Here is a 12,992-nt window from a genome sequence, read left to right as displayed (position 1 = left end):
ATGGCCCGTCGCCTCGCTCCCGGCTGCCGCCCGCGCGGCTGTCGCGCGCCCGCACGCCGGGTGCTCGGGCGACGGGTGCGGTACGTGATCGGCTGCGAGCCCGGCCAGGTGCAGGGTCGTCGATGGCGAAGGACGCACGGCTGAGCACAGCCGTTCCACGTCACTGAAAGCCATCTATCCACAAGGACTTTCGCCATGTCCGAGAACGACTACCTGCCAGGCACCCAAGTCCCCGACGCACGGGGCTACTTCGGGGCGTACGGCGGCCGGTTCATCCCCGAGGCGCTGGTCGCCGCCGTCGAGCAGGTCGCCGAGGAGTACGAGAAGGCCAAGGCCGACCCGGCCTTCGCCGCCGAGCTGGACGCCCTGCTCAAGGACTACACCGGCCGGCCCAGCCCGCTGACCGATGTGCACCGCTTCTCCGCCGAGGCGGGCGGCGCCCGCATCCTGCTCAAGCGCGAGGACCTGAACCACACCGGTTCACACAAGATCAACAACGTGCTGGGCCAGGCGCTGCTCACCCGCCGGATGGGCAAGACCCGGATCATCGCCGAGACCGGCGCCGGCCAGCACGGCGTGGCCACCGCCACCGCCTGCGCGCTGTTCGGCTTCGACTGCACCATCTACATGGGCGAGGTCGACACCGAGCGCCAGGCGCTCAACGTCGCCCGGATGCGCATGCTCGGTGCCGAGGTGGTGGCCGTGAAGTCCGGCAGCCGCACCCTCAAGGACGCCATCAACGAGGCGTTCCGCGACTGGGTCGCCAACGTCGACTCCACGCACTACCTGTTCGGCACCGTGGCAGGACCGCACCCCTTCCCGATGATGGTCCGCGACTTCCACCGGGTGATCGGCATCGAGGCCCGGCAGCAGGTCCTGGACCGCACCGGCCGGCTGCCGGACGCGGTCGTCGCCTGCGTCGGCGGCGGCTCCAACGCGATGGGCATCTTCCACGAGTTCATCCCCGACGCGGGCGTCCGCCTGATCGGCTGCGAGGCGGCCGGCGACGGCGCCGACACCCCGCGCCACGCCGCCACCCTCACCAAGGGCGACCCCGGCGTGCTGCACGGCTCCCGCACCTACGTCCTCCAGGACGAGGACGGCCAGACCATCGAGAGCCACTCCATCTCGGCCGGTCTGGACTACCCCGGCGTCGGCCCCGAGCACGCCTGGCTGAAGGACTCGGGCCGCGCCGAGTACCGCCCGGTGACCGACGACCAGGCCATGCAGGCCCTGCGCCTGCTGTCCCGCACCGAGGGCATCATCCCGGCCATCGAGAGCGCCCACGCGCTGGCCGGCGCCCTGGAGCTGGGCCGCGAGCTCGGCCCGGAGGCGACCATCCTGGTCAGCCTCTCCGGCCGCGGCGACAAGGACATGCACACGGCCGCCCAGTACTTCGGCCTCTACGACAGCGAGGGCAAGTGACCATGAGCTCGAAGCTGAGCAAGGCCCTCGCCGCCGCCAAGGCGGAGAACCGGGCCGCCCTGATCGGCTACCTCCCGGCCGGCTTCCCGACCGTCGACGGCGGCATCAAGGCGGTCCGCGCCCTGATCGAGGGCGGCTGCGACATCGTCGAGGTCGGCCTGCCGCACTCCGACCCGGTCCTGGACGGCCCGACCATCCAGACCGCCGACGACATCGCCCTGCGCGGCGGGGTCAGGATCAAGGACGTGCTGCGCACCGTCGCCGAGGTGGCCGCCGCCACCGACGCACCGGTGCTGGTCATGACGTACTGGAACCCGGTCGACCGCTACGGCGTCGCCCGGTTCGCCGCCGACCTGGCTGCCGCCGGGGGCGCGGGCTGCATCCTGCCCGACCTGCCGGTCGAGGAGTCGGACGAGTGGCGCAAGGCCGCCGGGGAGCACGGTCTCGACACCGTGTTCGTCGTCGCCCCGAGCAGCAAGGGCCCGCGCCTGGCCGAGGTCACCGCGGCCGGCAGCGGCTTCGTGTACGCGGCCGCCGTGATGGGCGTGACGGGTACCCGGGCCGCCGTCGGCAACCTGGCCGAGGACCTGGTCGCGCGTACCCGGGCCACCACCGACCTGCCGGTCTGCGTCGGCCTCGGGGTCTCCACGGCTGCCCAGGCGGCCGAGGTGGCGGCCTTCGCGGACGGTGTGATCGTCGGCTCGGCCTTCGTCCAGCGCATCCTGGACGCCGACGGTGACGAGGCGGCCGCCCTGGACGCCGTCCGGACGCTGGCCGGCGAGCTCGCCGAGGGCGTCCGGCGCCGGTAGCTCTCTCCGACAGCCCGTCACCTCTCCCGAGTCCTGGGAGAGGTGACGGGCTGTCGCGCATCCGCAAGCCGGTGAACCCGTACGGGTGAAGAGTGGCCACCTGACGCATCGGCGGGGGTTGACCGGCGTTGAGTGGAGGGACGAGTTGGGGATCCTTCCACCCAACGTGGTTCGTGCACTGTTCGACCGTCGCGGACCGGACCGGAAGACCGCCGAGAGCTATCGAAGGAGCCGCCCGTGCCGTGCCTCCAGCGCGCCGTACTCCTGCGGGCGGCCGCCGCCGCCCTCGCCCTCGGGGTGGCGATCGGAGCCGAGGCCACGGTCGGACATGCGCTGGCCAAGCGGGGTGCGGAGCGCGCCGAGCGCGACGCGTACGTGTGCAGCGAGGCCGCCAGGGTGGAATCGGTGGTCCGCGCAAGCCGCTCGCAGAGCGACGGCCGGCCGGTGCTGACGGGGGTGGTCACGCCCGGGCGCTGCGGCTCGGGCGGCCGCTAGAGCGGTTCGGATCCGGGGCCGAACAGACCGGACAACTACCTGAATCCATCACTCATTCGGCTTAATGCGCGAATGTGGAGGAACCCTCACTCATCCCCTACGGTTCATCGGGAAGCGTGGGTGACACCGCGTCAGGGCGCCGCGCCCGGTCGGCAGCGGCGGTGACCAACCGAGGGGATTCCCGATGGCCAGTCAGCAGACCGCGGAGCCGCGGGCCGGCTCCGCGCTGCGCCGCGCGGTGGACGGGCAGGCGGGGGAGTGGTTCGGCCTCGTCGTCCGGATCGCCCTCGCGCTGGTCTGGGGCTGGGCCGGGCTGGCCAAGATCTCCGACCCGGCCGAGGCCGCGCAGGCCGTCCGGGCCTACGAGATCCTCCCTGAGTCCCTGGTCAAGCCGGTCGGTTACGGGCTGCCGTTCCTGGAGCTGGCGCTCGCCCTGCTGCTGCTGATCGGCCTGGGCGTGCGGATCGACGCCGTCATCTCCGCCGTGCTGCTGCTCACCTTCATCGCCGGGATCAGCTCCGCCTGGGCCCGCGGCATCTCGATCGACTGCGGCTGCTTCGGCGGCGGCGGGGCGGTCGACTCCTCGAAGACGGAGTACCTGCAGGAGATCCTGCGCGACTGCGGCTTCCTGCTGCTCGCGGCCTGGCTGATCTTCCGGCCCCGGACGAAGTTCTCGGCCGACGCCTGGCTCGCCGCCTAGCGGAACGCTGTTCAGAGCCGCTGTCCGAACAATCCATCGGCCCCCACCTTGGACGTACCGAGTGATGAGTGAGAAGAACCGAGAAGGCAAGCGCACCGCCCGCGAGCGGATGCAGCAGGAGCGGGCGGCGGAGGAGGCTCGGGCCAAGCGCAACAAGAAGATGATCATCATCGGCGTGGTGGTGGCGGTCATCGCCGTCGCCACCGCGGTGGGCGTCGTGGTGCAGAACCAGCGCTCCAAGCCGGAGACCCCGGTCTCCGCGCCCGCGGGCGCGATCGGGGACAAGAACCTGGTGATCCCGGCCGGCCCGGCCAACGCGCCGTCCGTCCTCACCGTCTACGAGGACCCGCGCTGCCCGGCCTGCGGCTCCTTCGAGCGCCAGTTCTCGCCGACCGTGGACCAGCTCGAGGACCAGGGCAAGGTCTACCTCAACTACCACATCGTGTCGTTCATCGACCGCTCGCTCGGCGGCAAGGGCTCCAAGTACGGCGCCAACGCGCTGGCCTGCGCGCAGGACGCGGGCAAGTTCCGCGACTACCACGACGTGCTGTACAAGAATCAGCCGGACGAGACCGCGGACTCCTTCGGCAGCACCACCACGCTGATCAACCTGGCCAAGCAGGTCCCCGGGCTGGTCACCCCGACCTTCGAGGCCTGCGTCAAGGACAACAAGTACGGCGGCTGGGTCTCGGCCGTCCAGCAGGACTTCGACAAGTCCAGCTTCAAGTCGACCCCCACGATCCTGCTCAACGGCACCCCGGTCTATCCGAAGAAGGGCGAGGAGCAGATCAGCCCGGAGAACCTGGTGAAGTGGGTCGACGAGGCCAACCAGGGCAAGCCGCTGGGCACCACCGGCGCCGCCTCCGCCAGCCCGGCCCCGACCAGCACCGCCGCCGAGACCAACACCCCGCCGTCCCCCTGATCCACCGCACCGACGCGCCGCCGTGCCCCCGCTCGGGGCACGGCGGTGTCGCGTACGGGAGAACAGTTCGGAAGCTGTGACCCATGCCGGTGCCCGTTTGGGTGCGCGAACACGGTAGCGTCGACATCGCCATGGATATCGCTTACATTCCGAGCCCGTCGCGGGGCGTCCTCTATCTGGGCCCCATCCCGCTGCGCGCGTACGCCTTCTGCATCATCATCGGTGTCGTCGTGGCCGTCTGGCTCGGCAGCAAGCGCTGGGTCGCCCGGGGCGGCGCCAAGCACACGGTCGGCGACATCGCCGTCTGGGCCGTGCCGTTCGGCCTGGTCGGCGGCCGCCTCTACCACGTGATCACCGATCACCAGCTGTACTTCGGCGACGGCAAGAACCCCTGGAAGGCCTTCGCCATCTGGGAGGGCGGCCTCGGCATCTGGGGTGCGATCGCGTTCGGCGCGGTCGGTGCCTGGATCGGCTGCCGCCGCCGGGGCGTCCCGCTGCCGGCGTACGCCGACGCCATCGCGCCCGGCATCGCGCTCGCCCAGGCCTGCGGCCGCTGGGGCAACTGGTTCAACCAGGAGCTCTACGGCAAGCCGACCACCCTCCCGTGGGGGCTGGAGATCCACAAGGTCGAGTCCGACGGCACCGTCATCGACGGCGTCTTCCACCCGACCTTCCTGTACGAGTCGCTCTGGTGCATCGGCGTCGCCCTGCTGGTGATCTGGGCCGACCGCCGCTTCACCCTGGGTCACGGCCGCGCCTTCGCGGTGTACGTGGCGGCCTACACGGTGGGCCGCTTCTGGATCGAGTACCTGCGGATCGACGAGGCGCACCACATCCTCGGTCTGCGGCTCAACGACTGGACCTCGATCCTGGTCTTCATCGGCGCGGTCGTCTACCTGGTGATCGTCGGGAAGAAGCACCCCGGCCGGGAGGCTCCCGACTCGATCGACCCGGCCGCCCACGGCGACGAGGTGACTCAGTCCGTGGACGACAAGGTGGACACCCCGGTCGCGGACGCGACCCCCGAGAGGACCGACAACGGCTCGGGAACCCCTGCCTGACCTGCGCAAACGCAGCGCCCCGGCCGCTCCCACCGCTTCGGTGGCGGGCGGCCGGAGCGCTGTTCGGACAGCCTTACTTTGCTGGAATCTGTCTAATCTTCGGACTAGTTTCGACTGTGTGAGAGCCCTGCGGGCAGCCACCCTCACGGCCTTTCGCCGTGCCCGGCTGCGTCCGAGGGGGGTACCCCGGCCGGCGGCCGGGGTGGACGTTCGAAGAAAGGCCGAGACCGTGACCGTAACCATTGCCGAGCCGATCGCCGAGGAGCACCCCATGCCCCGCATTCCGGCGGAGGGGCACCACCGTGACGTCAACGGCGGCTGGCTGCGGCCGGCCGTCTTCGGTGCGATGGACGGTCTGGTCTCCAACTTCGCCCTGATGGCCGGTGTGGTCGGCGGCGCGGTCAGCAGCAGCACGGTGATCCTGACCGGGTTGGCCGGCCTGGCCGCGGGCGCGTGCTCGATGGCGGCGGGGGAGTACACCTCGGTGGCCTCCCAGCGTGAGCTGGTGGAGGCCGAGATCGAGGCCGAGCGCCTGGAGCTGCACCGGAACCCGCACGGCGAGCTGGCCGAGCTGGCGCAGCTGTACGTGTCGCGAGGCGTGGATCCCAAGCTCGCCCGCGAGGTGGCCAGGCAGCTGTCCGCCGACCCCGACCAGACCCTGGAGATCCACGCGCGCGAGGAACTGGGCATCGACCCGCACGACCTCCCGTCGCCGCTGGTGGCCGCCGCCTCCTCGTTCGCCTGCTTCGCGCTGGGCGCGCTGCTGCCGCTGCTGCCGTACCTGCTGGGTGCGACCTCGCTGCTGCCGGCCCTGGTGCTCTCGCTGCTCGGTCTCTTCCTATGCGGTGCGGTGGTCTCCCGGGTGACGGCCAGGGCCTGGTGGTTCAGCGGCCTGCGTCAGCTGGTGCTGGGCGGCGCGGCGGCCGGCGTCACGTACCTGCTGGGCATGCTGATCGGCGGGCACGTCGGCTGACGCGGGCGGGGCACCCTACCCGAAGGCTTCGTGCGATGGCACAGGGTCTTGCATGGATATGCCGTCAGCTGCGTGACGTTCCACACATGGGTTCGCCCCGGTGACCTGGCCTAACCTCACCAGCGGACGTGCCGACCCGAAGATTCGTGCCTGTCGGTCGGCTGTCGATGATGGATTCGCAGGTAGTGCCGTTCTCGCCATGTGGACGGAGGATTTCGCCCCTGTTTCAGTCCGGGTGCGTCCGGGCACACTGGTGAGAGCGTGCGGACCGGCGTCCGCTTCTCATCGCTCCGGTTACCAGCCGGTAATAGCTCCTGAGCTGGGGCTGCGTCCGCCATGTGGACGCGATATTCCACTTCTCGGGATATCCGGCATCATGTAACCTGCACGAAATCGCAGAGGGCCAACGTCGTCCCTATTGCACTTGCACTTTGCCAAAGACGACGACGGGAGAGCCGATGCTGTCTGCATCCATGCACTCCGCCAACGAGCCCCAGCAGGCCGGCGCCCCCCGCCGGCCCTACGCGCTCGTTCCGGATGCGCGACCTGCTGCTCAGGGCCTGTACGACCCGCGAAACGAGCACGACGCCTGTGGCGTCGGTTTCGTCGCCACGCTGACCGGCATCGCCGACCACAAGATCGTCGAGCAGGCGCTGACCGTCCTGCGCAACCTGGAGCACCGCGGTGCCACCGGCGCCGAGCCGGACTCCGGTGACGGCGCGGGCATCCTGACCCAGGTCCCGGACGCATTCCTGCGTTCCAAGGTCTCCTTCGAGCTTCCGGCCGCCGGCTCCTACGCCGTCGGTATCGCGTTCCTCCCCCAGGAGGACGCCGCCGACGCCGCCGCGGTTGCCCAGATCGAGGCGATCGCCGCCGAGGAGGGCGTCACCGTCCTCGGCTGGCGCGACGTCCCGGTCACCCCCGACCTGCTCGGTGCCACCGCCCGCTCGGTCATGCCCCGCTTCCGCCAGATCTTCCTGGCCGGTGGCGAGAAGGCGGGCCTGGAGCTGGACCGCACCGCCTTCGTCGTGCGCAAGCGCGCCGAGCGCGAGGCCGGCGTGTACTTCCCGTCGCTCTCCGCCCGCACCATCGTCTACAAGGGCATGCTGACCACCGGCCAGCTGGAGCCCTTCTTCCCCGACCTGTCGGACCGGCTCTACGCCTCCGCGCTCGGCCTGGTGCACTCCCGCTTCTCCACCAACACCTTCCCGAGCTGGCCGCTCGCCCACCCGTACCGCTTCGTCGCGCACAACGGCGAGATCAACACGGTCAAGGGCAACCGGAACTGGATGACGGCCCGCGAGTCCCAGCTCGCCACCGACCTCATCCCCGGCGACCTCAGCCGGATCTTCCCGATCTGTACCCCGGACCACTCCGACTCCGCGTCCTTCGACGAGGTCCTGGAGCTGCTCCACCTCGGCGGCCGCTCGCTGCCGCACTCGGTGCTGATGATGATCCCGGAGGCGTGGGAGAACCACGCCACCATGGAGACGGCCCGCCGCGCCTTCTACCAGTACCACTCCAACCTGATGGAGCCCTGGGACGGCCCGGCCTGCGTCACCTTCACCGACGGCACCCAGATCGGCGCGGTCCTGGACCGCAACGGCCTGCGCCCGGCCCGCTACTGGGTCACCGAGGACGGCCTGGTCGTCCTCTCCTCCGAGGTCGGCGTGCTCGACATCGCTTCGGAGAACATCATCAAGAAGGGCCGCCTGCAGCCCGGCAAGATGTTCCTGATCGACACCGCCGAGCACCGCATCGTCGAGGACGAGGAGCTCAAGGCGCAGCTCGCCTCCGAGCACCCGTACGAGGAGTGGGTGGCCGCCGGGCAGATCCAGCTGGCCAAGCTCCCCGAGCGCGAGCACATCCACCACACCCACGCCTCGGTCACCCGCCGCCAGCAGACCTTCGGTTACACCGAGGAGGAGCTGCGGGTCATCCTCGCCCCGATGGCGAAGACCGGCGGCGAGGCGCTCGGCTCGATGGGCACCGACAGCCCGATCGCCGCGCTCTCCGAGAAGCCGCGCCTGCTCTTCGACTACTTCATCCAGCTCTTCGCGCAGGTCACCAACCCGCCGCTGGACGCCATCCGCGAGGAGCTCGTCACCTCGCTGCTCAGCAACCTCGGCCCCGAGGGCAACCTGCTGGCCGCCGAGGCCGCGCACTGCCGCTCCGTCGGCATCACCTTCCCGGTGATCGACAACGACGAGCTCGCCAAGCTGATCCACATCAACGCGGACGGCGACCAGCCCGGCCTCAAGGCCGTCACGCTGTCGGGCCTCTACAAGGTCTCCGGCGGCGGCGAGGCCCTGGCCAACCGCCTGCAGGCGATCGCGGCCGAGGCCGACGCGGCGATCGCCGACGGCGCCCGCATCATCGTCCTCTCGGACCGCCACTCGGACGCCGAGCACGCGCCGATCCCGTCGCTGCTGCTCACCTCCGCCGTGCACCACCACCTGATCCGCACCAAGCAGCGCACCCAGGTGTCGCTGCTGGTCGAGGCCGGTGACGTCCGCGAGGTGCACCACGTCGCGCTGCTGATCGGCTACGGCGCCGGCGCGGTCAACCCGTACCTGGCCATGGAGTCCGTCGAGGACCTCGTCGAGCAGGGCACCTTCCTGACCGGCGTCGAGTCCGAGAAGGCCATCAAGAACCTGATCAAGGCGCTCGGCAAGGGCGTTCTCAAGGTCATGTCGAAGATGGGCATCTCCACCGTCGCCTCGTACCGCGGTGCCCAGGTCTTCGAGTCCATCGGCCTCTCCCAGGAGCTGGTCGACACCTACTTCTCCGGTACCACCACCAAGCTCGGCGGCATCGGCCTGGAGGAGATCGCCAAGGAGGTGGCCGCCCGCCACGCCAAGGCGTACCCCGCCTCCGGCATCACCGCCGCGCACCGCGCGCTGGACATCGGCGGCGAGTACCAGTGGCGCCGCGAGGGCGAGCCGCACCTGTTCGACCCGGACACGGTCTTCCGCCTGCAGCACTCCACGCGCAGCCGCCGGTACGACATCTTCAAGCAGTACACCGAGCGCGTGAACGAGCAGTCCGAGCGCCTGATGACGCTGCGCGGCCTGTTCAAGCTGGACGGCAAGGGCCGGGCCGCGATCTCCGTCGACGAGGTCGAGCCGGTCTCCGAGATCGTCAAGCGCTTCTCCACCGGCGCCATGTCGTACGGCTCCATCTCGATGGAGGCGCACGAGACCCTCGCCATCGCCATGAACCAGCTGGGCGGCAAGTCCAACACCGGTGAGGGCGGCGAGGACCCGGAGCGCCTGTACGACCCGGCGCGCCGCTCGGCGATCAAGCAGGTGGCCTCCGGCCGCTTCGGCGTCACCAGCGAGTACCTGGTCAACGCGGACGACATCCAGATCAAGATGGCCCAGGGCGCCAAGCCCGGCGAGGGCGGCCAACTGCCCGGCCACAAGGTCTACCCGTGGGTCGCCAAGACCCGGCACTCCACCCCGGGTGTCGGCCTGATCTCCCCGCCGCCGCACCACGACATCTACTCCATCGAGGACCTGGCTCAGCTGATCCACGACCTCAAGAACGCCAACCCGGCCGCGCGTATCCACGTGAAGCTGGTGTCGGAGGTCGGTGTCGGCACGGTCGCCGCGGGTGTCTCCAAGGCGCACGCGGACGTCGTCCTGGTCTCCGGCCACGACGGTGGCACCGGTGCCTCCCCGCTGACCTCGCTGAAGCACGCGGGTGGCCCCTGGGAGCTCGGCCTCGCCGAGACCCAGCAGACCCTGCTGCTCAACGGCCTGCGCGACCGCATCGTCGTCCAGACCGACGGCCAGCTGAAGACCGGCCGTGACGTGGTCATCGCCGCTCTGCTGGGCGCCGAGGAGTTCGGTTTCGCGACCGCGCCGCTCGTCGTCTCCGGCTGCATCATGATGCGCGTCTGCCACCTGGACACCTGCCCGGTCGGCGTCGCCACCCAGAACCCGGTGCTGCGCGAGCGCTTCTCCGGCAAGCCCGAGTTCGTGGTGAACTTCTTCGAGTTCATCGCGGAGGAGGTCCGCGAGATCCTCGCCGAGCTGGGCTTCCGCTCCATCGAGGAGGCCGTCGGCCACGCCGAGCACATCGACGCGGCCGCCGCGATCACCCACTGGAAGGCCGCCGGTCTCGACCTGGCCCCGCTCTTCCACGTGCCCGAGCTCCCCGAGGGCGCGGCCCTGCACAACACCACCACGCAGGACCACTCGCTCGACAAGGCGCTGGACAACGAGCTGATCGAGCTCTCGGCCGAGGCCCTGGAGCACGGCGAGACCGTCCGCATCCAGCTGCCGATCCGCAACGTCAACCGCACCGTCGGCACCATGCTCGGCCACGAGGTGACCAAGCGGTACCGCGGCGAGGGCCTGCCCGAGGGCACGATCGACGTCACCTTCACCGGTAGCGCCGGCCAGTCCTTCGGAGCCTTCGTCCCGCGCGGCATCACGCTGCGGCTGGAGGGCGACGCCAACGACTACGTCGGCAAGGGCCTCTCCGGCGGTGTGGTGATCGTCCGCCCGGCGCGCGAGGCGGCCGCCATCGGCGCCGACGCCCAGCACCACGTCATCGCGGGCAACACCATCGGGTACGGCGCCACCAGCGGCCGGATCCACCTGCGCGGCAAGGCCGGCGAGCGCTTCGCCGTCCGCAACTCCGGTGCCACCCTGGTCGTCGAGGGCGTGGGCGACCACGGCCTGGAGTACATGACCGGCGGCCGGGTCGTCATCCTGGGTGAGACCGGCCGTAACCTGGCAGCGGGTATGTCCGGCGGTATCGCGTACGTCCTGGACCTGCGTCCGGCGAACGTGAACGACGGCATGGTGGGCATCGAGGCCCCGACCGCCGCCGACCGCGACTGGCTGCGCGAGACCGTGCAGCAGCACTACGAGGAGACCGGCTCCACCGTGGCCGCCGAGCTCCTGGCCGACTGGGGCAGCGGGGTCTCCCGCTTCTCCAAGATCATGCCGACCGACTACAAGGCAGTGCTCGCCGCCAAGGATGCCGCTGAGCGCGATGGACTCTCCGAGTCCGAGACCACTCGCAAGATGATGGAGGCGGCACATGGCTGACCCCAAGGGCTTCCTGACCACCGGAAAGCAGTTGGCCGAGCGCAGGCCCGTGGACGTCCGTCTGCGGGACTGGAACGAGGTCTACGTCGAGCGCAGCCTCCTGCCGATCATCACCAAGCAGGCCGGCCGCTGCATGGACTGCGGCATCCCGTTCTGTCACAACGGCTGCCCGCTCGGGAACCTCATCCCCGAGTGGAACGACCTCTCGTACCGGGAGGACTGGACCGGTGCGATCGAGCGGCTGCACGCGACCAACAACTTCCCGGAGTTCACCGGCCGCCTCTGCCCGGCGCCCTGTGAGTCGGCGTGTGTGCTGGGGATCAACCAGGACGCGGTGACCATCAAGAACGTCGAGGTCACCATCATCGACAAGGCCTGGGACCGCGGCGGGGTCACCCCGCAGATCCCGGAGCGCCTGTCCGGCAAGACCGTGGCCGTGGTCGGCTCGGGCCCGGCCGGCCTGGCCGTCGCCCAGCAGCTCACCCGGGCCGGGCACACCGTGGTGGTGTACGAGCGCGCCGACCGCATCGGCGGCCTGCTGCGCTACGGCATCCCCGAGTTCAAGATGGAGAAGCGCCACATCAACCGCCGCATCGAGCAGATGCGCGCGGAGGGCACCCGGTTCCGTACCGGCGTCCACGTGGGCGAGGACATCACCGGCCAGCAGCTGCGCGAGCGCTTCGACGCGGTCGTCGTGGCGGCGGGTGCGACCACCGCCCGCGACCTGCCCGTCCCCGGCCGGGAGCTCAAGGGCATCCACCAGGCGATGGAGTACCTGCCGCTGGCCAACAAGGTGCAGGAGGGCGACTTCGTCGAGCCCCCCATCACCGCCAAGGGCAAGCACGTCATCGTGATCGGCGGCGGCGACACCGGTGCGGACTGCCTGGGCACCGCCCTGCGCCAGGGCGCGGCCTCGGTCACCCAGCTGGAGATCATGCCCCGGCCGAGCGACGAGCGCCCGGGCCACCAGCCCTGGCCGACCATGCCGATGACCTACAAGGTCACCTCCGCGCACGAGGAGGGCGGTGAGCGGATCTACTCCGTCAACACCACCCACTTCAGCGGCGACGAGGACGGCAACGTCCAGGAACTCCACCTGGTCGAGGTCGAGTTCAAGGACGGCCGGTTCGAGCCGGTCCCCGGCACCGAGCGTTCCATCCCGGCGCAGCTGGTCACCCTGGCCATGGGCTTCACCGGCACGGACGTCCAGAACGGCCTGGTCGAGCAGCTCGGCGTCGACCTCGACGCCCGCGGCAACATCAACCGCGACTCCAAGTTCGCGACCAACGTGGACGGCGTGTACGTCTGCGGTGACGCGGGCCGAGGCCAGTCGCTGATCGTCTGGGCCATCGCCGAGGGCCGTTCCGCCGCAGCCGCGGTGGACAAGTACCTCGGCGGCAAGACCGCCCTCCCCGCTCCGATCCGCCCGACCGACCGCCCCCTGGTGGTCTGACGGCCCGGGCGGTCGAAAAACCCTCACCGCAATCCGCCGGATGCTCCCCATCCGGCTGCACCAAACCGCGACCCGTCAGAGCCGCCGGGCC

Annotated in this window: 10 protein-coding genes; all 10 read left to right on the top strand. The window is 70.4% G+C overall.

What is annotated here, in order from left to right; translation table 11 throughout:
• The 10 genes from trpM (at position 1) to FB465_RS07375 (ending at position 12,901) form a co-directional block, all read left to right on the top strand.
• The gene (gene trpM / locus FB465_RS37870) at positions 1-144 is read left to right on the top strand and encodes a tryptophan biosynthesis modulator TrpM (protein WP_425461144.1); all 144 of its coding nucleotides are present in this window, start codon (positions 1-3) and stop codon (positions 142-144) included.
• Positions 145-195: 51 nt separating this feature from the next.
• A complete protein-coding gene (gene trpB, locus FB465_RS07415; protein WP_145788731.1) occupies positions 196-1,425 on the top strand; it encodes a tryptophan synthase subunit beta in 1,230 nt (409 codons plus the stop codon).
• A 2-nt stretch (positions 1,426-1,427) separates the two neighbouring features.
• Entirely contained in the window at positions 1,428-2,234 is an 807-nt protein-coding gene (trpA, locus tag FB465_RS07410; protein WP_145788729.1) for a tryptophan synthase subunit alpha, read from the top strand.
• A 237-nt stretch (positions 2,235-2,471) separates the two neighbouring features.
• Positions 2,472-2,729, top strand: a complete 258-nt coding sequence (locus FB465_RS07405; protein WP_145788727.1) for a hypothetical protein — start codon at positions 2,472-2,474, stop codon at positions 2,727-2,729.
• Between the two features lie 184 nt (positions 2,730-2,913).
• Positions 2,914-3,429, top strand: a complete 516-nt coding sequence (locus tag FB465_RS07400) for a MauE/DoxX family redox-associated membrane protein (RefSeq protein ID WP_145788725.1) — start codon at positions 2,914-2,916, stop codon at positions 3,427-3,429.
• A 64-nt stretch (positions 3,430-3,493) separates the two neighbouring features.
• Positions 3,494-4,351: a DsbA family protein gene (locus tag FB465_RS07395; protein ID WP_145788723.1), complete on the top strand. Its 858-nt coding sequence runs from the start codon at positions 3,494-3,496 to the stop codon at positions 4,349-4,351.
• Positions 4,352-4,482: 131 nt separating this feature from the next.
• On the top strand, positions 4,483-5,412 hold the full coding sequence (gene lgt / locus FB465_RS07390; RefSeq protein WP_145788721.1) for a prolipoprotein diacylglyceryl transferase: 930 nt from the start codon (positions 4,483-4,485) through the stop codon (positions 5,410-5,412).
• A 271-nt stretch (positions 5,413-5,683) separates the two neighbouring features.
• Complete coding sequence (locus tag FB465_RS07385; protein WP_145797195.1) at positions 5,684-6,385, top strand: VIT1/CCC1 transporter family protein; 702 nt, start codon at positions 5,684-5,686, stop codon at positions 6,383-6,385.
• A 458-nt stretch (positions 6,386-6,843) separates the two neighbouring features.
• A complete protein-coding gene (gene gltB, locus FB465_RS07380) occupies positions 6,844-11,448 on the top strand; it encodes a glutamate synthase large subunit (protein WP_246192559.1) in 4,605 nt (1,534 codons plus the stop codon).
• Positions 11,441-12,901, top strand: coding sequence for a glutamate synthase subunit beta (locus tag FB465_RS07375; protein ID WP_145788719.1), 1,461 nt, complete (start codon positions 11,441-11,443; stop codon positions 12,899-12,901). The genes gltB and FB465_RS07375 overlap by 8 nt, the downstream gene beginning before the upstream one ends.
• Positions 12,902-12,992 lie beyond the last annotated feature (91 nt).

It is taken from the genome of Kitasatospora atroaurantiaca, assembly GCF_007828955.1.
Taxonomy (GTDB): domain Bacteria; phylum Actinomycetota; class Actinomycetes; order Streptomycetales; family Streptomycetaceae; genus Kitasatospora; species Kitasatospora atroaurantiaca.
The sequence above is the reverse complement of the archived record's forward strand: the minus strand, read 5'-3'. Positions and strand labels throughout refer to the sequence as shown.

Bases quoted from the DNA above. Each gene is read 5' to 3' on its own strand.
- trpM (WP_425461144.1), top strand. From the start codon at position 1: ATGGCCCGTCGCCTCGCTCCCGGCTGCCGCCCGCGCGGCTGTCGCGCG.
- trpB (WP_145788731.1), top strand. From the start codon at position 196: ATGTCCGAGAACGACTACCTGCCAGGCACCCAAGTCCCCGACGCACGG.
- trpA (WP_145788729.1), top strand. From the start codon at position 1,428: ATGAGCTCGAAGCTGAGCAAGGCCCTCGCCGCCGCCAAGGCGGAGAAC.
- FB465_RS07400 (WP_145788725.1), top strand. From the start codon at position 2,914: ATGGCCAGTCAGCAGACCGCGGAGCCGCGGGCCGGCTCCGCGCTGCGC.
- FB465_RS07395 (WP_145788723.1), top strand. From the start codon at position 3,494: ATGAGTGAGAAGAACCGAGAAGGCAAGCGCACCGCCCGCGAGCGGATG.
- lgt (WP_145788721.1), top strand. From the start codon at position 4,483: ATGGATATCGCTTACATTCCGAGCCCGTCGCGGGGCGTCCTCTATCTG.
- FB465_RS07385 (WP_145797195.1), top strand. From the start codon at position 5,684: ATGCCCCGCATTCCGGCGGAGGGGCACCACCGTGACGTCAACGGCGGC.
- gltB (WP_246192559.1), top strand. From the start codon at position 6,844: ATGCTGTCTGCATCCATGCACTCCGCCAACGAGCCCCAGCAGGCCGGC.
- FB465_RS07375 (WP_145788719.1), top strand. From the start codon at position 11,441: ATGGCTGACCCCAAGGGCTTCCTGACCACCGGAAAGCAGTTGGCCGAG.